General features: G+C 62.8%; 19 protein-coding genes. 6 read left to right on the top strand and 13 right to left on the bottom strand.

The genetic code is table 11. From position 1 onward, the window contains the following. Positions 1-27: 27 nt before the first annotated feature. The 9 genes from PPN31114_RS03070 to PPN31114_RS03035 form a co-directional block, all read right to left on the bottom strand. Complete coding sequence (locus PPN31114_RS03070) at positions 28-849, bottom strand: ABC transporter permease (protein WP_174987615.1); 822 nt, start codon at positions 847-849, stop codon at positions 28-30. Further along, on the bottom strand, positions 842-1,648 hold the full coding sequence (locus tag PPN31114_RS03065; protein ID WP_150678007.1) for an ABC transporter permease: 807 nt from the start codon (positions 1,646-1,648) through the stop codon (positions 842-844). Before PPN31114_RS03065 ends, PPN31114_RS03070 begins: the two co-directional genes overlap by 8 nt. Further along, entirely contained in the window at positions 1,645-2,469 is an 825-nt protein-coding gene (locus tag PPN31114_RS03060; RefSeq protein WP_150678006.1) for an ABC transporter ATP-binding protein, read from the bottom strand. Before PPN31114_RS03060 ends, PPN31114_RS03065 begins: the two co-directional genes overlap by 4 nt. Continuing rightward, the gene (locus PPN31114_RS03055) at positions 2,466-3,530 is read right to left on the bottom strand and encodes an ABC transporter substrate-binding protein (protein ID WP_150678005.1); all 1,065 of its coding nucleotides are present in this window, start codon (positions 3,528-3,530) and stop codon (positions 2,466-2,468) included. The genes PPN31114_RS03060 and PPN31114_RS03055 overlap by 4 nt, the downstream gene beginning before the upstream one ends. A 45-nt stretch (positions 3,531-3,575) precedes the next feature. Then, positions 3,576-4,910 (bottom strand): LLM class flavin-dependent oxidoreductase, encoded by a 1,335-nt coding sequence (locus PPN31114_RS03050; RefSeq protein ID WP_246182378.1) that lies wholly within the window; start codon positions 4,908-4,910, stop codon positions 3,576-3,578. A 240-nt stretch (positions 4,911-5,150) separates the two neighbouring features. Beyond that, positions 5,151-6,131, bottom strand: coding sequence for an aliphatic sulfonate ABC transporter substrate-binding protein (locus PPN31114_RS03045; protein ID WP_150678004.1), 981 nt, complete (start codon positions 6,129-6,131; stop codon positions 5,151-5,153). A 57-nt stretch (positions 6,132-6,188) separates the two neighbouring features. Then, positions 6,189-7,517 (bottom strand): LLM class flavin-dependent oxidoreductase, encoded by a 1,329-nt coding sequence (locus tag PPN31114_RS03040; protein ID WP_150678003.1) that lies wholly within the window; start codon positions 7,515-7,517, stop codon positions 6,189-6,191. 226 nt (positions 7,518-7,743) lie between these two features. After that, on the bottom strand, positions 7,744-7,872 hold the full coding sequence (locus tag PPN31114_RS26515; RefSeq protein ID WP_281350936.1) for a hypothetical protein: 129 nt from the start codon (positions 7,870-7,872) through the stop codon (positions 7,744-7,746). A 186-nt stretch (positions 7,873-8,058) separates the two neighbouring features. Then, complete coding sequence (locus PPN31114_RS03035) at positions 8,059-8,976, bottom strand: LysR family transcriptional regulator (RefSeq protein ID WP_150678002.1); 918 nt, start codon at positions 8,974-8,976, stop codon at positions 8,059-8,061. Between the two features lie 111 nt (positions 8,977-9,087). Between PPN31114_RS03035 and PPN31114_RS03030 the strand changes: the two genes are divergently transcribed. Next, positions 9,088-10,395, top strand: coding sequence for an aspartate aminotransferase family protein (locus PPN31114_RS03030; RefSeq protein WP_150678001.1), 1,308 nt, complete (start codon positions 9,088-9,090; stop codon positions 10,393-10,395). Between the two features lie 12 nt (positions 10,396-10,407). Here the strand turns inward: PPN31114_RS03030 and PPN31114_RS03025 are convergent, their stop codons facing one another. The 3 genes from PPN31114_RS03025 to PPN31114_RS03015 form a co-directional block, all read right to left on the bottom strand. Continuing rightward, a complete protein-coding gene (locus PPN31114_RS03025) occupies positions 10,408-11,304 on the bottom strand; it encodes an alpha/beta hydrolase (RefSeq protein ID WP_150679123.1) in 897 nt (298 codons plus the stop codon). Between the two features lie 120 nt (positions 11,305-11,424). Continuing rightward, a complete protein-coding gene (locus PPN31114_RS03020; RefSeq protein WP_150678000.1) occupies positions 11,425-12,258 on the bottom strand; it encodes a molybdate ABC transporter permease subunit in 834 nt (277 codons plus the stop codon). 32 nt (positions 12,259-12,290) lie between these two features. Next, positions 12,291-13,241 carry an extracellular solute-binding protein gene (locus PPN31114_RS03015; protein WP_246182377.1) on the bottom strand — a complete coding sequence of 317 codons (951 nt, stop codon included), beginning with the start codon at positions 13,239-13,241 and terminating at the stop codon, positions 12,291-12,293. A 56-nt stretch (positions 13,242-13,297) separates the two neighbouring features. Here PPN31114_RS03015 and PPN31114_RS03010 point away from each other — a divergent pair, with 56 nt between their 5' ends. From PPN31114_RS03010 to PPN31114_RS02990, 5 genes are all read left to right on the top strand, one after another. Next, positions 13,298-13,714 carry a hypothetical protein gene (locus PPN31114_RS03010; protein ID WP_150677999.1) on the top strand — a complete coding sequence of 139 codons (417 nt, stop codon included), beginning with the start codon at positions 13,298-13,300 and terminating at the stop codon, positions 13,712-13,714. A 237-nt stretch (positions 13,715-13,951) separates the two neighbouring features. After that, complete coding sequence (locus tag PPN31114_RS03005; protein ID WP_150677998.1) at positions 13,952-15,574, top strand: glycosyltransferase family 39 protein; 1,623 nt, start codon at positions 13,952-13,954, stop codon at positions 15,572-15,574. 88 nt (positions 15,575-15,662) lie between these two features. Next, positions 15,663-16,643, top strand: coding sequence for an aliphatic sulfonate ABC transporter substrate-binding protein (locus PPN31114_RS03000; RefSeq protein WP_150677997.1), 981 nt, complete (start codon positions 15,663-15,665; stop codon positions 16,641-16,643). A 158-nt stretch (positions 16,644-16,801) separates the two neighbouring features. Then, entirely contained in the window at positions 16,802-17,146 is a 345-nt protein-coding gene (locus tag PPN31114_RS02995) for a hypothetical protein (protein WP_150677996.1), read from the top strand. Between the two features lie 108 nt (positions 17,147-17,254). Further along, positions 17,255-19,444 carry a TonB-dependent receptor gene (locus PPN31114_RS02990; protein WP_150677995.1) on the top strand — a complete coding sequence of 730 codons (2,190 nt, stop codon included), beginning with the start codon at positions 17,255-17,257 and terminating at the stop codon, positions 19,442-19,444. Between the two features lie 10 nt (positions 19,445-19,454). On the opposite strand, the gene PPN31114_RS02985 is transcribed toward PPN31114_RS02990, so the two are convergent. After that, complete coding sequence (locus PPN31114_RS02985) at positions 19,455-20,393, bottom strand: hypothetical protein (RefSeq protein WP_150677994.1); 939 nt, start codon at positions 20,391-20,393, stop codon at positions 19,455-19,457. Between the last annotated feature and the right edge of the window lie 135 nt (positions 20,394-20,528).

Below are 20,528 nucleotides of genomic sequence, written 5' to 3'. Positions count from 1 at the left end.
TGAACACGGCCCCAGTGGGCCATTCGTTCATTCGGTGGCCCATGCGGCAAAGCGCCGTTGCAACGCCGCAATGCCCGCATCGGCGAGATACCCCACGATCATGGTGACGATCACATAGGCATATACCTGTGGCGATTGAAAGTATCGCTGCGCTTGCACGATGGCTTCGCCGAGGCCCCCGCCCGTCACCATCTCGGCGGTGAATACGGTAATGAGTCCGATCGGCAGCGCGATACGCAGCCCTGAGAGCATCGACGGCACTGTCGCGGGAAGCAAGATCAAGCGGAACAACTCGCCACGCGTCGTGCCAAGCGAGAGCGCTGCCCAGCGCAGTTTCTGCGAGATCAGTGCGGCCCCCGCGTGCGCAGCGACGATAAACGGAAATACGCAGGTGGCGAACACGAGTACGACTTTCGACAGGCTATCCATCCCGAACCACGCAGTGAACACGGGAATCAACGCGATTTTGGGCAATGGAAAACCAAACGCGATGTACGGCGACAACCACCAGCGCGCAAACCGGGACTCGGCCATCAGCAGCCCAGCGGGAATCCCTACCAACGCCGCCAATGCAACACCGGCGCACGCACGCCAGAGACTCGTGCCCAGCGTGACAAACAACTCCCCCGTCCCGACGAGCTGCCACAACGTGTGAACCACAACCGCTGGCGACGGCAGGAAGACCGCCCTCACCCATCCGTAATACGTGGCCGCTTGCCAGACTGTCAGCAAGACAGCGAGCGCCACCCATCGCTCGACCCAGCGAAGCCCATCTGATGTCCGCTTTGCGACTGCGGAATCGGTGGCCCGCGGCGCCTGCGCGCCGTTCAATACATTGGCCTTAGTCATGATGTTGTGTCGTTTCGTGCCACCGCAGCCAGAACTGACTGACCTTGCGCAGCGTAAGGTCGGCCAGATACGCGATGACCGTCGTCGCCAGCAGTGCGGCGAACAGATAGTCGTAGCTGCCCTGATCGCCATATTGCGAGATCAATTTGCCGATGCCCTGATTCGCCACGATCATTTCGCACGAAATCGCCACGAGCAGCGTGAAACCGAACGCCACGCGCACGCCCGTGAGAATCTGCGGCATTGCGCCGGGGAGTACCACGCGCCAGAGCAGCCCCGTGCGGGAAGTCCCAAGCGAGCGTGCGCTCCACAGCAGCACGTGGGGAACCTCATGCGCGCCGCGCAGGGTATAGACAATGAGCGGCAGCGTGGTCGTCACGGCGATGACCACGATGTTGGTCATGCCGCCCACGCCGAACCACAGCACGAGCAGCGGGATCAGCGTCGTCTTCGGCAACGCGTACGTGGAGCGCACCACCGGCGCCACGATGCGCTCGAACCTGCCCGACGTTGCCATCAGCAAGCCCGTCGGCACGCCGATCAACAGCCCGGCAGCCAACCCCCAAAAGCTCGCACGAAGTGTGGCGACGAGGTTGCTCCACAGTTCGCCGGTGCGCGCCAAATGCGTCGTTGCACGCCATACGTCGGTCATTGGCGGCACGAAGCCTTCCGGCAACCATTGCCATCGCGTCGCGGCATACCAGAGCACGAACAACAGTCCCACCGACACGGCCCCGGTCGCGGCCTTCGCGCCGGGCCATTGCCGCACGGCGAGCGCTGGCAACGCACGGCTGCTCATATCGTCGCCTCGTACTCAGCCCCGCGCACCTGTTCTCGCACGGTCAGCCAGACGTCGTTGCGTAACTGCGCGAAGCGCGGCGATAGCATCGTCACTTCGCGACCGAGCGCGCGGTCCAGATCGACATCGATGCGTTTCACGATCCGGCCCGGGCGGCGCGACATCACGTAAATCGTGTCCGATAGATAGACGGCTTCGTCGATATCGTGAGTCACGAGAACAGCCGTCTTGCCTGAGTCGGACCAGAGTCGCAGCAACTCGTCTTGCATGAACTCGCGCGTCTGCGCGTCGAGCGCACCGAACGGCTCATCGAGCAGCAGGATTTTCGGATCGCTCGCAAACGTGCGGGCTAATGCCACACGCTGACGCATCCCGCCCGATAACTCGCGCGGAAAGCGGTGTTCGAAGCCCTTGAGATGAATCAACGCGATGTAGCGCTCGACCGTCCGGGTCACCGTGTCGGCATCGGCCCCTTTGCGACGCAAGCCGTAGGCGATGTTCTCGAACACCGTAAGCCACGGAAACAAGGCGTATTCCTGAAACACGATGCCTCGGTCGACACCCGGACCGGTGATGGGTGTGCCGAACGTCGAGCATGCCCCCTGCGACGCTTGCACGAACCCGCCGAGGATATAGAGCAGCGTGCTCTTGCCGCAGCCCGACGGCCCGACGAGCGACACCAGCTTGCCCTCGGGCACATCGAGATCGATGCGGTCGAGCGCGAGGACCGATTCTCTGGATGCTCCGCGCTTGTCGAACGATTTCGACAAGCCCGCGACGCGAATGGCCGGGGCGATGTCGTGAGAGGCGGTGTGGCTCATGCGCGATGCGGAAGATAAGACGCGTCGACGTACGGCGCGATCGCCACCGGCTTAGGCAACAGTCCCAGCTTTGCCATAGCGTCGATGGGCGGCTGCAAGCTCGCGGCAGAGATCGTCGCGTTCGGATCGCGATAGAAGTCCTTCGGCGTCAGGAAATACTCGTCGAGCGACGCCGCGGGTGTCTTCGCCAAATCGGCGGTGAGCGCCACGACCTGCTTACGGTTTGCCGGATCGTAGATCCAGCGTTGCGCGTCCACGTAATCGGCCAGCCACGCGCGCACGGCGGCGGGCTGCGACTTCAGAAACCGCGTGCGGGCGCTCTGGAACAACACGGGGTACGGCGGCACGACACCCACGGCATCGAACACCGTGCGAATGCCGCCCTTCTTCGCTTCGTCCACCTGAAAGGGCATTGCCAAGACGCCAACGTCGATGCGCTTCTGACGCAACGCCGGACCGATGTTGCCGAATGGCATTTCCACTACACGCACGTCCTTGCGCGGGTCGAGTCCGTGCGCTTGCAGCGCAATGCGCAGAATGATGTCGACGCTGCCGTTGAACGCGTTGACCGCCACCGACTTGCCCTTGAGATCGGCAATCGTGCGAATCGGGCTGTCCGAGAGCACCACGAACGGATTCGATGCATACCCTTGCACGGCATCGCGATGAATCTCGGCAATCGCCGTCACGCCGCCGGGTACGGCTTCTTGTGCAATCGTCGTCGCGAGGCTCGTGAACGCGAGCGTGCCCAGATCCGCCTGCTCCGCAGCGAGCAGCGTGGCCACGCCGGGCGTGCCGCGTGCGGTCGTCGTTTCGATCACGTAGTCCTTGCCGTGGCGCTTGAGTACATTGGCTTTGAACCAATCGCTGAAGATCACGGTTTCCAACTCGCCCGGCCCGACCACGCCTGCACTGGCATAGCGAATGACGGGGGGTGCCGCCCGCGCAATCATCGGGAAGGACAAGGCAGCGGCCACGGCCGCCCCCTGCTTGATAAAGCTGCGGCGGCTGTGGGTCGACACTTGGCTCGACGAATTGGGCGATGAAGAATGGGTAGGCATGGCAGTGTGCGAGAAGTCGTTGTTATGTGTGTGTTGGGAGCGCGCTCAGTGCGCCGGGCGCGCGAGACCGAGGTGGTCGCGCAATGTCTCGCCGTCGTACTCGGCGCGGAAGCTGCCGCGCGCTTGCAGTTCGGGGACGACGAGCCGGACGAAATCTTCGACACCGCCTGGCAAATACGGCATCTGCACCATGAAGCCGTCACAGGCGCGGGCATCGAACCATTGCTGCATCGTGTCGGCCACGGCGGCCCCCGACCCATTGAAGTCGCGCAACGGCCCGATGCCGTAGCGTTTGCCGATCTCGCGCAGCGACAAGCCCTGCTTGCGTGTGAGTTCGGCCACCTCTTTGTAGTGGCCCTGCACGCCGCCGACTTCTAAATCCGGCAGCACGCCGTCTTGCGGGAACGGCGAGAGGTCGATGTCCAGTTGATACGACAGCGTCGAGAGCCCCGCTTCCGGATCGCACAAGTCGTCGAGCAGCGCCTGCTTGTCGCGTGCAATCGCGTCGGTTTCGCCAACGACGGGCACCATGCCCAACAAGATCTTCACGTCGCCGGGGTTGCGCCCGTGCTGCACGGCGCGCGCTTTGATGTCTTGATAGAAGCCCTGCGCCGATTCTTGCGACGAGTGCGTGACGAAGATCACATCGGCCCACTTCGCGGCAAAGTCCTTGCCGCGGCTCGATGCGCCAGCCTGAATGAACACCGGGCGGCCCTGCGGCGGGCGGCTCACGTTGAGCGGCCCTTCTACGTCGAACCACTTACCGTGGTGAGCAATCGGTGCCACGCGCGACGGATCGGCGAATTGCGGTGCGGCCCGGTCGAGCGTCAAGGCATCGTCGTGCCAGCTATTCCAGAGCTTGCACGCCACTTCGACGAACTCGTCGGCGCGATCGTAACGGTCCTCGCGCGAGAGTTGTTCGGCCAGACCGAAATTGCGCGCTTCGGCATCCTGAAACGAGGTCACGATATTCCACGCGACACGCCCGGCACTCAGGTGATCGAGCGACGCCAGCGCACGGGCGACGTGAAACGGCGTGAAGTAGGACGTTGAGATGGTGGCCGCCAAGCCGAGCTTATCGGTGCTGGCCGCGAGCGCAGAGAGCACGACCAGCGGGTCGAGGCGCAATGCACCCAGCGCGCCGTGGCGCAGTTGCGAATCGAGACTGTCGCCCAGACGGCGCGGCAGTGCCTGAATGTCCGGCAAGAAGATCATGTCGAACTTACCGGCTTCGAGCAGACGCCCGATGTCGCGATAGAACTTGACGTTGAGAATGTCGTGCTGGGCTGACGGATAACGCCAGCCGCCGTGATGGCCGGAAACCGGACCCGCCATGACATAGGCGGCCAGATTCATTTGACGCGGGGCATTCGTAGGCATGCGAGGTATTCGGGAAAACGAAGTCAAAGACCGGCGCGGGTAACTTCGTTGGCAGCGCCTGCTCAGTCGTCTTCCCGGACCACATTGACTGCGGCGCAGGCGGCAAACACCGCCTCGCACACAATCGCAACCCAGTATAGAGTTCGGCTGCCTGATGACAAATTCGAATATCTGCTAAGCAAATTCACACAGGCAGCACCACGTCGGCACCGCTATACCGTGGCCACCGGCAAGCACCGTTCAGCCCCTACGGATATCGACGACCGCCTGTCGCACGTCGACCGCGCGGGGAATCAGACGGGTCTGGAACGCCAGATCGGCGTTCGCTTGTTGTGCCTTGATCACGTCGGCAGTGATCGGGTATTGCACGCCCCATTCCAGACGCGGGATGGCGCGTTTCCATACGTCCAACGGCACGCCGGTGTTCTGCGCGAGCAACTCGGCCGTCTCGTCCGGCTTGGCCAAGCGCGCGGCGATGTCTGCGCTCAACGTATCGAACAATGTGCGCAGCGCCGCCGGGTATTTCTCGGCGTAGGCACGCGGTCCGATGTAGAACGCGTATTGCGGCACCGAGAGGTCGCCGATCTTCACAAGCGTGCGCACGTGGCTGGCGATTTCAGCATCGGCGTAGCGCGGGTCGGGCACCGACCACGCGTCGACAAAACCGCGCTCGATGGCCGCACGCGCATCGCTATACGAGAGGTAGGCGAATTGCACATCGGAGGGAGCAATGCCCGCATCGGCCAGCGCCCGCAGCACGAACAAATGTCCTTGCGAGCCCTTCGCGAACGCAATCTTCTTTCCGCGTAGATCCGCGAGCGTGCGCACGGTGGAATTGGAAGGCACGACGATGGCGTAGCCGTTCTGATAACGGCTACCCGCCGCCAAATAAGCGACGGACGGCGCCGCCCCCGCTTGCGCGAGAATCGGCGGTGGTGAACCGACCACCCCCACGTCGACGTCGCCCGCGTTGATTGCCTCGACCATCGGTGCGCCATAAACGAACTCGATCCACTTCACCGCCACGCCATGCGGGCGCAGTGCCGCTTCGAGCTTGCCGGACGCGCGCAGCGCCACCAGCGGGTCGCCTTTCTGAATGCCGATACGGATGGCGGCAGGCCATGCGGCATCGGCCAGCACACGCGGTGCGTGAGATACCGCAAGCGTTGCAGCGGCAAGTGCGCCCAGCCGGGAGAGCGCGGTACGTCGGGAAATAGCCATGTCAAACCTAGGAGTGCGTGTCGAGCGCGTTGGGGGATGCGGTGCCGAATCGTCAATTCAGCGCGTGAAGTGCCGGTTCTCCGGACGATCGAGTCCATAGTGGCCGCGTAACGTGTCGGTGTCGTACGCCGTGCGCAGTCGGCCTCTGCGTTGCAGAATCGGCACCACGTGCTCGACGAAAAGGTCGAGTTGGGCTGGCAATACGGGGGGCATGAGATTGAAGCCGTCCGCTGCGCCGTCGTCGACCCAGTCTTCGATCACATCGGCGATACGCTCGGGCGAGCCGGCCAGCGTGAAGTGTCCGCGCGCACCGGCGAGTTGATGCAGCAAACGGCGTAATGTCGGGCGCTCACGTGCCACGAGCCCGACGATGACTTCGGCCCGGCTTTTCGCGGCTTGCACGGTGGCAGGGTTCGGGAAGTCGTCGACCGAGAGCGGTTGATCCAGTGGCAAACGCGAAAAATCGTAGCCGCCGAAACGGTCGGACAGTCGCGTCAGTCCGACGCTAATGTCGGTCAACCCATTTAGTTCTTCGAGCAAAGCTGCCGCTTCGGCATCGGTCGCCCCGATCGCCGCGCTCAAGCCCGGCAGGATAACCACTTGATCGGCGCGCCGTCCGCGCGCCTGTGCCGCCGACTTCAGATCGGCGTAGAACTCGCGCGCGGACGCTTTCGTCAGGTGAGCGGTAAAGATCGCTTCGCCGAAACGCGCCGCGAACGCTCGGCCGTCGGGCGAAGAACCGGCCTGTACCAACACGGGCCAGCCTTGCGGCGGACGCGGGAGATTCAAAGGCCCGGCTACGCGGTAGTAGTCACCACGATGATCGACGCTGCGCACCTTGCTCGGATCGACAAAACGCCCTGCGGCGGCATCGTCGACGATGGCGTCGTCGGCCCAACTGTCCCAAAGGCCGGTCACGACTTCGAGATATTCATTCGCGCGGGCATAACGTTCGGCGTGACTGATCGGTTGATCGAGGCCGAAGTTCTTTGCCGCCGCACCGACCCACGACGTGACGATATTCCAGCCGATACGGCCTTTGGTGATGTGGTCGAGCGAAGCGAACTGGCGCGCGAGATTGAACGGCTCGGTATAGGTCGTCGACGCCGTGGCAATCAATCCGATATGCCGCGTGGCGAAGGCCAGTGCGGCGAGCGTGGTGATGGGTTCGAGTTGCGCGGTCGCGACGTGCTCGGCGGCTTCGGCCAGCGCCAGCGCATCGGCGAGAAACACCGAGTCGAAGCGCCCCGCTTCTGCGGTGCGTGCCAGACCGGCGAAGTAGTCGATATCAGTGAGCGGAAGGCGCGTTGCGCCAGCATGCCGCCAACCGGCCTCGTGGTGGCCACGACCGTGAATGAACAGATTGAGACGAACGCGTTTTGCCATCTTGTCTGCCGTCGGTGAGCTCACCGGGCCGGGCGGCCCGATGCCGGCAGCAAGACGCTCGCTACCCGCACCCGGCGGGCCTGCGCATTCGTCTACACAACCGTGGCAGCGACTATAGGCATGCGTTCAGCGAAACGGAACCAACGGCTTTTCATTAACATATTCACGTTGGCCGAATCCGTTTCGCCAGATACAACTAGCGACGTAAAGCGTGAACGAAGGTGGCTCAGAGCGCCTTCTTCACCGTGCGCGCAGCGCCCGAAATGTCTTGGCCGACGCCATCCACCGTATTGCAGCCCGCGAGCGCGAGCAACGAACCGACCAACAAGAAAAACGCCAGGCAACGCGACAGCATATCGACCTCTTCGATACAAGAAACGGATGGGGAACGAGTGTCCGGAAAACGAACGCCCGCACTTCTCAACATCGGCCAGACGCACCAGCGCACGCCGAAGCAACCCGCAATTGTCTATCAAATGCCAGTCGCCGGGCGATGAATTTGCCCCATGCAAGGGCGTGAACCGGCTTTTTTTACCTTCGGTTACAACATCGGCAGCGTGTGCCGGATGTGCTCGGCAAACGCCAGCGACAGGTGATTCGGGCGGGCGCGATCGAACTTTACCGTAATCCCGACCGACGGCAGCGGTGGCAACCCGAGCGCCCCGGTCAGCACGTGCAGGTCTGGCGGCACCGCCGTCTGTGTCATGACCGCCAGCGCCTGACCGGAACGTGCCAGCGCCGTCAGCCCCGCCAGATTGCTGCTCGCATAAGCGATGCGGTAGGGCCGCCCCGCCGCTTGCAATGCCTCGCACGCGGCCATGTGGTCGAGGGTGTCGGGGTCGGACAGCGCCAGTGGAATGGGCTCGCGCGATGTCGCTGCTTCCAGAGCCTCCACGGGATCGAATAGCGCGGCGGCAAGCCCCGGCGTGCCAATCCAGACCAACGGCTCACGGCGAATGATTCCATCGCCAGACGCGTCCGCCAGCGAAATCAACGCCAAATCGAGTGCGTGACGTGCCAATTGCTCCAGCAATCGGGGCGTAGGCTCGCAAATCACTTCGACAAGCGCCTGCGGGTGCTGGCTGGCGAATTGGCGCAACAAGTCGGGTAAGAACGCCGCGGCATAGTCATCGGGACAGCCGAAGCGGATCGTCCCGCTCAGGCCCTTGCCCGTCATGTCCGCCATGGCCTCGTCGTGCAGCCGCAATAAGCGCTGTGCGTGGCCGAGCAGACGTTCTCCGCCGCTCGTGAGCACCACACCCCGTCCGGTGCGCTGCAACAGCGGCTGGTCGACGATCTCTTCAAGGCGCTTCATCTGCTGGCTCAGCGCCGATTGGGTGCGGGCGATGCGCTGGGCGGCCCGGCTTAGCGAGCCCGCCTGGGCAATCGCCACAAACGAGCGCAGGAGATCGATATCGAGTGAGAGATTCAAGGTATTAGCTCGGCTTCTATCTTTCATTAGCATTATTCGCTTCTATGAAAACAGAGCGCTGCTTAGACTGCAAGCGATTGATCTGTCATTCCCTCAACTTCGCCTTTCACATTTCGCCGCTCGTTTCGGAGACGCCTCGTGTCCAAGAACCAAGACCCCACCTTTTGGCGCAACGCCCAACAGCACTTGATCCGCTACGGCGGGACGTTTGAGCCGGCGATCATCGAGCGGGCGCAAGGCAGTTTCGTCTACGACGCGGACGGCCGCGCGATTCTCGACTTCACCTCGGGGCAGATGAGTGCGGTGCTCGGACACAGCCATCCCGACATCGTGTCGGTCGTGACCGAATATGCCGGGAAGCTGGATCACCTGTTCAGCGGCATGCTCTCGCGCCCGGTGGTCGATCTGGCGACGCGGCTGGCTGACATCACGCCGCCCGGTCTGGACCGAGCGCTCTTGCTCAGTACCGGCGCCGAATCGAACGAAGCCGCCATTCGCATGGCGAAGCTCGTCACCGGCAAGTATGAAATCGTGGGCTTTGCGCAGTCTTGGCATGGCATGACCGGCGCGGCGGCTTCGGCAACCTACAGTGCGGGCCGCAAAGGCGTCGGGCCTGCGGCAGTGGGATCGTTCGCGATTCCGGCGCCGTTCACCTATCGCCCGCGTTTCTTGCGCGACGGGCAATACGACTATCTGGCGGAACTCGACTACGCCTTCGATCTGATCGATCGGCAATCGAGTGGCAACCTCGCCGCCTTCATCGCGGAGCCGATTCTCAGCTCGGGCGGCATCATCGACCTGCCGCCGGGGTATCTCGCTGCGCTTAAACGCAAGTGCGAGGAGCGCGGCATGCTGCTGATTCTCGACGAAGCGCAGACCGGCGTGGGCCGCACGGGCACCATGTTCGCGTTCGAGCGCGACGGCGTCACGCCGGACATCCTGACGCTATCGAAAACGCTCGGCGCCGGTTTGCCGCTCGCAGCGGTCGTCACATCGGCGGAAATTGAGGAGCGCGCGCACGAGCGCGGCTATCTGTTCTACACGACGCACGTCTCCGACCCGTTGCCCGCAGCGGTCGGCCTGCGTGTGCTCGACGTGGTCGCGCGCGATGGCCTCGTCGCCCGAGCCAATGTCATTGGCGAGCGTCTGAGAAACGGTTTGTTGAACTTGATGGAGCGCTTCGAGTGCATCGGCGACGTACGCGGACGCGGCCTGCTGCTCGGGATGGAGATCGTCAAAGACCGCCGCACGAAAGAACCTGCGGACGGTCTCGGCACGCGTATCACGCGCGAATGCATGAACCTCGGCCTAAGCATGAACATCGTGCAACTGCCGGGCATGGGCGGCGTGTTCCGCATCGCACCGCCGCTCACGGTGAGCGAGGCAGAAATCGATCTTGGCCTGTCCCTGTTGGAACAGGCCATCGAACGATCCCTGCGCGCCTAACCTACCAGCCGCTTAGTCTTGGCGCTGCGGGCGTTGCACGTCGCGGAAGATGTACTTCAGCGCGTCGGGGAGCGTGCTCGACCAGACCGGCCACTCGTGCTTGCCATCCACGATGCGAAGCTCGGCCGGCTGCTTGTTCGCCCGCAGCAACTCGTAAAAACGCGTGGCTTCCGACTCGATATTGAAGTCGTCGTCATCGCCCGAGTTGATGTACATCGGCACCTTGATGCCCTTCTTCAGGAACGCATCGAAGAACACCGGATAGTTGTTCGCCTGCCAAACGCGCGCGCTGTACTCGCCGCCGGTATTGGGCTCGGCAAACACCTTCACAAAACGGGCCGACGAATCCTTAGGCGGCTCCGGGTTGTAAATGGCCGGGCTGAGCAGCGCCGCGGCCTTGAATTTCTCCGGATACTTGAGCACATACCGCAGCGCCCCGTAGCCGCCCATCGACAGGCCACCGATCAAACGGCCATCGCGGGTCGTGATCGTGCGATAGGTTTTCTCGACGTGCGGAATCAGGTCGCTGAAGAACGCCGTTTCCATGCGCTCTTTCAGATCGACATACCAGTTGGTGTTGGCGTCCGGCATGATGACGATGGCCGGGGGGATGTCGCCATGGCTGATCAACTTATCCATCGTCGACTGCATGTGTCCCTTGACCACCCAGTCGTTGCGCACGCCGTCGTTGCCATGCAGCAGGTAGAGCACCGGATAGGTGGTCTTGCCCGATGACTCGTAGCCGGTCGGCAGATAGACGTTGTACGTGAGCGGGCGTGCCAGATTCTTGCTGTACACCTCGCTGGACAGCACTTCGCTTGCGTTGGCGAACGAACTGCTGAGTGCAGCAGCCGCGATCACACCCGTTGCAACTTGCCGCGCGAATGCCGCGCCGCTTTGACCAAACATCTTGAACACATACCCTCCTGGGGGAAAATCATTGTCTCGTTATTCACAACGCCCGGCAGCGAATGCCGGGCGCCCGAAAGATTAACATTTGAAATGATTTTCAGGGTATCGATTCGATGTTCAGTACACCGTGTCATCGTCGCCGACGGTTCGCCGGTCACCGCGCCGTGCTCGCATCAGCACGACAATCGGCAGCGGCAACGCCACCACGAGCAATAACCAAAGGAGCGCGTAGACAGCCCCCAACCCATCGTTCTGCAAATTGACGTACAGCTTGACCGGAATGCCCTGCGGAAAGTACGCGAAGATCATCACGATGCCGAACTCGCCGATCACACGCACCCACGCGATGACAAGACCCGCCGTGAGGCCGCCGCGCGCGAGCGGCAACGTCACATGTCGGAAGACGCGCCACGGCGTCGCGCCTAACGTACTGGCGGCCATCGGCAGTACCGGGGGTACGGCCTCGAAGGCGGCACGCGCGGCGAGGATGAAATACGGCAACCCGCCGTAGACCTGAGAGAGAACGAAGGCAGGCGCGTTGTTACCCAGCAGGATGCCCGCGCGCGAGAGCAACGTGCCGAAGGGGCCGACCGGCCCATAGGCGGTGGCGAGCAGGATGCCCATGGCGAGCGGCGGGGTCATCAGCGCCACGAGCACCAGCACCTCTGCGACGCGCGCCGCGCGAGACCGTGTCGACGCCAGCCAAAAGGCCACGCGCGTGCCCAACGCGACGATGATCGCCATCGACAGACACGACAGCCCGAGCGACACAGCAATGGCGTCCCAATCGCCGTATGCGAGCCGGAAATGACGCCATGGGGTTTCCGCCACCAGCGCGGCAAACGGAATCGCGAGCAGCGCCCAAGTCACGACCTCGCCTAAGCGCGCCACCACTCCTGCCACGGCGCGCGGTGCCTTACGCGAGTTAAGCGCCTTGTGCGCGCTACGCATCACGCATCCCTTTCAACACGCCTCAACCGCCCTCAGTGATACAGCGGCTCGCCCTTTGGCTGGCCGTAGCCGTTCGCATCGAACAACTGCTGGCCTTGGGCCGACGTCATGAACGCGATGAATCGATCGGCGGCTTCGGGATGGGCGGCGTTTTTAAGCTTGGCCGCATAGAACACCAGCGGCTGCGGTCGCACGGTTTTCGTTTTGCCGTCCGCGCCGGGCAGCGAGAAGTCAACGGTGTCGTACCAAGCCTTGGCGAAGGCAGGGTTGCTCAGATTGAGCTCGTCAGGCAAGGCGATATACGGCAGCTTCGCCGAGCGAGTGGCGCTCTCATACCCCGACGCCGCATCGACCTGCCCCGCTTCCAGCCGCGTGAGCAGCCCGCCTTCGCCGAACACCTGCTGCGGATTCCGAATATCGCCAAGCACCGACTGCGCGAGCCCCGGCTGGTGGTAATACTTCTGCGCGAGCAACATCGTGAACACGATGTTCTGGCCCTGCGGATCGGTCGCAGGGTCGGTCCGCCCGAAACGCAAACCCGGTGTTTGCAACACTTGCCACCACGCCGGATGCGATGCGTCGCTACCGGCCAGTCGCAGCGCGTCGCCGAAGCGCCCCTTCGGGTTGTACGCGATGACCATACGTGTGCTGGCGACCGGCACGGCGTCGTCGATCAGACCGGCATCTTTGAGAATGGCCATCGGCCCGGGGGTGATCGATACGAAGACGTCGGCACTGGAACGCCCCGAGGCGAGCAGGCGGGCCAACCCATAGGCACCCTCGCCTTGCCCCTGATACGTGACATGCTCGCGCTGGGCAAAAGCCGGCCCCAAGGCTTTATCCATCACCACGCCCATCGACCCCGCGTAGGCCACGCGAAACGTGTCGTCCGCCTTGGCGTGTGCGACAACCAGCGCCGCCGCCGCGAGACACAGGGTATGCTTCACCGTCGCGACGACGCGCGCAGAAATCCACTTCTTCACAGCCGGAACTCCGTTATATAGATGGTTATATAACGAATATCATATATCAGACTGTCATGAGCGATCTACCGTATCTCGATCACACGGCATTACTAGCACTCGCCCAATCCAACGCTCCCCTTACTGCTGACGCCACATCGTGCACGTGCACACGTACGCCGCTGGATGGCTGGGCGACCTTGCCCAACTCGCTGCCGGATGCGCAGTTGGAACCCGTGGCAACGCTCCTGGCACCGGACGACACGCACGAACCGACTTTCGCCGAATACCATCCGGACGGCACCTCTTACTGGGCGGCCGAAGCGCCCATCGCGCCGCGCTACTTCCCGTACAACCGCTGCAATGTGTGCCGATGCCGCGACTGCGGGCGCCTTTACCTGCGATATCAGGAAGGTGGCGGATACTTCGTCGATCAGCGTGTTCGCAAGCTCGATCCCGCACTGATTGTCGACGCCGCCGCAGACGCGAGCTGAATTTCTGCGTGACGATTGGCGCCGCCCGGCGCAGAATTGTGTCTATCGGTTTTCATTCGTTTTGATGTGTTTTCGTTTGTGAACGGGCATGAGCGAAAACCGCAAGTTTCTGCCGAATTAAAGCGCTAAAAATCCAATTAGAACAACGCGCTCCCCCCGTTTTTTAAGCCAACTTATCTGGTTCGGACTGCAACATAACTGCACGAACACCTTCGCGCGCGTTGAATCCAAGCGCCCATGCGAAAAACTGATACTTCCGCCCCGAACGCCGTCTTCCCCCCTGCGTCGCTGGCCACCGGACTCGTTGCCAACGGCGCAGGCGATCTTTTGTCTCATGCGCCGCCAACGACGCGCCTCACGCAGCACGTCAGGCGATTTGTCGCCGCCGCCCGGCGCTCGCCTGCCGCCTACGTCACGCTATACGCGCTGATCTGGTCGTTGGTGAGCGCCATGCTCGACCCAACCGTGCCGTTCGATGCTGTCGAGGCGTACAACTGGGCGCGCAACGTCGAATGGGGCACGCCCAAGAACCCGTGGCTCGTCGGTTTCTCCCTGTGGCCTGCCCTCGGGCTGCATGGCAATGCGCTGGCGGCCTACTGGTACCTCTCGCATTTCGCGGGCGTGGCCGGCGGCCTGCTCGGTGTCTGGCATCTCGCACACCGCTTGTCGGGCGACCGCTGTCTCGCATGGGTCGCCATGTTGAGCCTGCATCTGTCGGGCGCGATCAACATCGATATCCTCCCGTACAACGATAACTTCCTGCTGGTCATGCTCTGGCCATGGATGCTGTGGCTCTTCATCCGTGCGATGTTCGACACGCCACGGTTGTGGCCGGTGTTCGCCGTCGTCGCAGGTCTCGCGGCAATGACGAAGTATTCGACGTTCGCCCTGCTCGGCATGATGTTTATCGTGACGCTTTGGACGCCGCAGGCACGTCGCCACTACCGGCATCCAGCGTTTCTGCTGGGTCTGGTCATTTTCGTGGCGATGCTCGTGCCGAATATCGTCTGGCTCGCGCACCACGACTTCGCCGCGTTTCGATGGGTCGACGATCAGATCAAACCGCATCTGAATTCGCGCGCGCTTCGCGGGGCGCTTAGCGCGTTTTATCCGCTGATCGTGCTCGCGTTGATCGTGCGCGTGACCGGCGGCCGCCTGACGTGGCCGTGGCAAGTTCCGACAGCCTCGCAGCAGGGGATGGCCCCGCCGTGCGCCCCCGTCGTCATCGTTACCTGTGTATTGCTGCCGCCGTTGCTGCCGATCTTGGTCTATTTCACCTGGCACGAAGGCGGACGCATCTCCGAATGGCTGCAACCGTTCGCCATCCCCGCCCCTGCACTCCTCGTCGCCTGCGTGCGTCCCGGCGGTCATGCGCGGCTATGGCGCGCCGCGCGATGGCTGCCTGCCGCCGGGGCGCTGGTGTTGCTCGGTTACGCCGGTTTTCTAAGCGCGAACGTGCGTAACGCGGGGCAGAAATTCGTCGGCCTCAAAGAGGCAAGCGTTTCGCTCGAACAGCGCTGGCAAGCGCGGTATCACACGCCGCTGCGCTATGTCGGGCACGACAATGTCGCTACATGGATGACGTTTTATGCGCCGGGTAATCCGCATCTGCTCAGTCGCTGGTCAACGGAACACCGGCCCAATATCTATACGAAGGACATCGACGCCGCCGACGTGCGCCAACAAGGCGTCATGCTGCTCGGGCACCCGGGCAAACCGTGCCGCCGCGCGGGCTTCGGCAAAACGCTGGTGCAATGGCCCGACCTGCAAATCGACGCCTACGAGACGGTGCCGTTCACGTATCACGGCAACGGCGATCCGGTACCGATGTGCGTCGCCTACGTTGCCCCGCAGCCGTGAATATCTAAAGCACAATCGCTTCGTTGCCCGGGCAAGACCGGTATGGATAATCGGACGTCCACAGTCTCTTCCGATACGGGCAACGCATATGGCGCACTCCGGCAATCCGACTCGTCGACAATTTCTCACGCTACTCGGCGCATGCGCGGCAGCCGGCACGGCGTCATTCGCGCTACCGGCGCGCGCCGCCTTTGAAGCAGGCAAGTTCCGCATCGGGTATCAGAAAGCCGCGAGCACGCTCGTGCTCGCCAAGGCGAACGGTTCTCTCGAAGCCAAACTGCGCCCGCTGGGCGTGCAAGTCACTTGGGCCGAGTTTGCCGCCGGGCCGCAGTTGCTCGAAGGGCTCAACGTCGGTGCCATCGACTTCGGCTACGTAGGCGAAGCGCCGCCGGTGTTCGCGCAGGCGGCCGGTGCCGATTTCGTCTACAGCGCTTACGAAATTCCCACGCCGTTGGCCGAGGGCGTCGTCGTCGGCAACACGTCACCGATCAGGACGGTCGCCGACCTCAAGGGCCGCAAGGTGGCGTTCAACAAGGGCTCGGACGTGCATTGGTTCCTCATCGCCCTGCTTCGCAAACACGGGCTGGACTTCGGCGATATCTCGCCGGTGTACCTCGCCCCGGCCGACGCCCGCGCCGCACTTGAACGCGGTTCGGTCGACGCCTGGGCCATCTGGGATCCCTTCTTCTCTGCCGTGCTCGAGCAAAGCCCGGTGCGCCTACTTGCCAACGCTGAAGGGGCGGCCGATCACCACCAGTTCTTCCTGAGCCAGCGTACGTTCGCGGAAAAGCGTGCCGATGTCATCAAAGCCACGCTCGACTCGCTTAGCGAGACCGGACAGCAGATTCGTGCCGACTACGCGGGGGCTGCCGCCAAACTCGCACCGATTCAAGGGCTCGATGCCAAGATCATCGAGAAGGGACTGCGGCACTACGCCCATATCTACAAACCCGTGTCGGAACCGGTACTGCAAGCGCAACAGCGCATTGCCGATACCTTCCTGCAACTCAAACTGATCCCCCGCCCGATCCGTGTCGCCGATGCGACACTTCCTGCCGCGCTCGGGTAAGGCCATACGTTAAGCGGCTTTCCACTTGGCAAAGCCAGCGCGAGTGTGACAGAATTCGCAACTCAGTTGCATTGCAATTGAGTTGCATTTTCTCGTGCTGCCCTATCGGGTAGCGCCGTCCTGTCACCGACTTCGTTCGCGATTGCGCGCCCCGGATCATGCTCCGCCGCTGGCTTCCTTTATGGCTCGTCGTTTGCCTGCTCGTTTCGCAGGCGGCACTCGCACGCCATGTGGTAGCGCATACCGCCGCCGCATTGGGTGTCAGTGCTGCGGGCAGTCAAGATGACGGTGCCCATGACAAGGCGCACGACGACGGCGTCTGTGAAGAATGTCTGGCGTTCGTCGCCGTCGACGTCGCACTCACGACCCTGCCCGTCGTACCGCGAATTGCAGCGGTACGCGGCTGGCATTACCCGCCAGCGCCGCCGGTGTATGCGCGCTCGGTATCTCCTGGGCCCACGCGTAATCGCGATCCGCCCGCCCTCTCTGTGTTGCTTGCCTGAATCAGAACATTCGCCGTCGTCGATCGCGTGAGGCATGCCGCTCTGGCATCTGCCCGTGCCCGCGCTCGACCGTATGGCGTCCACACGTCAAGCCCATTGAGGACCGGCATGATTGCCATCGCCAGAAATACGCGGGTCGCCGCGCTCACCCGCCACGCCTTTGCTGCCGCCGCAGCATCGGCATTCGCCATCAACGTTCACGCACAAAGCACCCCGGCACCGGCCAGCAATGCAGTGGCGGCAACCGACGCCAGCACATCGCTTTCGAGCACCACTGTCTCGGCCAAGCGCCTGGACGCTGCGCGCAATGCCCTGTCGCCCGACACCGGCAGCTCGGTCTATAACTTCGATCGCACCGATATCGAAACGCTGCCGCTTGGCGCGAACACGCCGCTCAATCAAGTGTTGTTGCAAGCCCCCGGCGTGGTGCAAGACTCCTACGGGCAGTTGCACGTGCGCGGCGATCACGCCAATCTGCAATACCGCATCGACGGCGTGATCATTCCCGAGGCAATCAGCGGTTTCGGTCAGGCGATCGACGCGCGCATCGCCGCCCAAATCAACCTGATTACCGGCGCGTTGCCCGCCCAGTTCGGTTATCGCACCGCCGGTATTGTCGACATCCACACGAAAGGCTCACCGGGCGAAGCCGACGACAGTGCCGAGCCGCCTAAAGCGTTCGGCGGCGAAGTTGGTGTTGTGTTCGGCAGCCACGCCGACCGCGAAGTCAACACGCAGTTGTATGGCACCAAAGGCGCGCTGTCGTATTACTTCAGCGCACGCGTGTCGGCCAACGACCTAGGCATTGAAAACCCGACCGGCGATCGCAACGCCATTCACGATCACACGAACCAGACCAACGCGTTCGGCATGATGTCGTATCTGCTCAATGCCGATAACCGCGTGTCGTTCATGTTCGGTACGTCCAACAACCGGTTCCAGATCCCGAATCTCCCCGGGGTCACCCCGGCATTCACGCTCGATAGCGGCGCGATTCCCGACTCGGCAAGCCTGAACGCCAATCAGCAAGAGCGTAATGACTTTCAGGTGCTGTCTTGGCAAAGTCATCTGTCGCCACAGCTCGATACGCAAATTTCGCTATTCCATCGCACGAGCCGTGTCGACTACACGCCCGACCCGATTGGCGATCTCGCCTACAACGGCGTTGCCGCCGACATTACGCGCCGCAACGAGGCATACGGCGTGCAAGCCGACAGCAGCTATAAGCTCAACGACCGGCACACGCTGCGCTTCGGCTTGTTCGTCCAGCAGGAACAGTTCAGCGTGAACAACACGTCGAGCGTGTTTCCGGCGCTCGACGGCCAGCAGACGAGCGGTACGCCTTTCACCATCGTGGACAATTCGAGCGACCGGGGCACGACCTACGGGCTGTATCTGCAAGACGAATGGAAGGCCACCGAGCGGCTCACGATCAACTACGGCGCGCGTTACGACCACGTGAACACGGTGACTGACGAGGGGCAGCTATCGCCCCGTCTGGGACTGACGTACGACCTGTCGAGCCGCACGCGGGTGCACGCCGGCTATGCGCGCTACTTCACGCCGCCGGCCACCGAGAAGATCGATACGACTTCGGTCGCGAAATTCCTGAACACCACGAACGCGCTCCCGTCGGACGCGAATACCGCCGTGAAGTCGGAGCGCTCGGATTATTTCGACGTCGGTATTTCGCATCAGTTGACCTCGTCAATCACGGTGGGTCTCGACGCCTACTACCGGCATGTCCGCCACCTTCAGGACGAAGGTCAGTTCGGCAATGCGCTGATCTATTCCACGTTTAACTACGACAAGGGCCGCATCTATGGCGTGGAAGGCACGGTGAACTACCATCAGGGCAATCTTGGCGCGTACCTGAACGTGTCGGTGTCGCGCGCCATGGGCGAAGGCATCGAAACCGGGCAGTTCAACTTCGACGCTGACGAGTTGGCGTACATCAACAGCCACTGGGTGCATCTGGATCACGACCAGCAACTGACCGCGTCGGCTGGCGTGTCGTATCAATGGGGCGCCACCCTGCTCTCGTCGGATGTGCTGTTCGGCTCGGGGCTGCGCAGCGGCTTTGCCAACAGCGAGCATCTGCCCGCGTACTTTCAGGTCAACCTCGGTGTCGGACAGAAGATCAATCTGCCGGGTCTGGGCCGGTTCGATGCGAAGTTCTCCGTCATCAACCTGTTCGACCGCGTGTATGAACTGCGCGACGGCACCGGCATTGGCGTAGGCGCGCCGCAGTTCGGGCCGCGGCGCACCTTCTACGTCGCCCTGTCGAAGCCGTTCTGACGCACGCCGCTTACTGCGCTGGTGGCAACAAGCCCTTCAGGTCATCGATCGACACGGCGCGCTTGGGCAGGTATCGGGTGTCGTCAGCGAGCGGCGGGGGCGGCGGTTCCGCCGTTTTCGCCGTTGCCGGAGGGGCTGCCGGAGTGGCTGCATTAGCAGGCTTCACCGGTACCGCAGGCAACGCCGATGGCGTCGGCGGTGTCGTTGGTGCCGCCGGTCCAGCCACCTTTGGCGCTTGCGCCTTCGGTGGCGTGGGGGCGCCAGCGGCGCTGTTAGCCGCGTTCGGCGCGCTAGGCACGGTAGGCGCTTTGGCCGTGGCGGGCGTGGTAGGCGAGGTAGGCGCCCCGGTCACAGTGCCCCGCTTCGGCAGGCGGTTGCCCGGATCCAGCGGCAGAATCGGGCAGGCGTCGATGATGTTGTCGGTAATCAGACGGTTGACCAATTCGGTGGCAAACACCCCGCCCCGTTCGAAGTACGACACGTACAGCGTACCGACGTGATGCACCTGGAACACGCCGCGCCAAACCGTCGCATCGCGGGCGTTATCGATGGCATCGGTCACGAAGTCCACGCGCAAGGGCAAACTGCCCTGCACGACGCCGCCATTGGGCTGCACGCGCAAGGAAATCTGAGGCTGAAAAAGCTCCATCTCGCGCCGCACGTCGCGGGTGTCGAGCGTCAAAGTCTTGATCACGCCGAACTTCGACTCGATACCGCAAGACGCCAGCCGCCCTGTCATTTCCTTGCGGAAACCGTCGCCAAACTCCTTCCCGAAGCGCATATCTTCGTCATAAACGACGAAAACCCGCAGCACGTGCGGAGCCTTGTAATCCGGCGAGCGCACCGACGAAATCTGAGTATTGGGCGAAATGGCACAGCCCCCCAGCGCGAGCGCAGCGACCGACATAAGCGCAACGCGCCCCCATCCCCCGTGTTGTGGTTTTTTCATCGCAGTTCTATGAGTATTTTTTGTGCCGCATAGCATACCTTAGTGACGCATTTTGCCGCCACGGTCGCGTTTCGGTACACTTCGCTAGCTGGCACGCGACTCACGTATGGAATTGCTGCCGCGCCAGCGTGGCAA

Source organism: Pandoraea pneumonica (assembly GCF_902459645.1).
Taxonomy (GTDB): Bacteria; Pseudomonadota; Gammaproteobacteria; order Burkholderiales; family Burkholderiaceae; genus Pandoraea; species Pandoraea pneumonica.
Note: the sequence above shows the minus strand (reverse complement) of the source record. Positions and strands in the feature narration are given on the sequence as shown.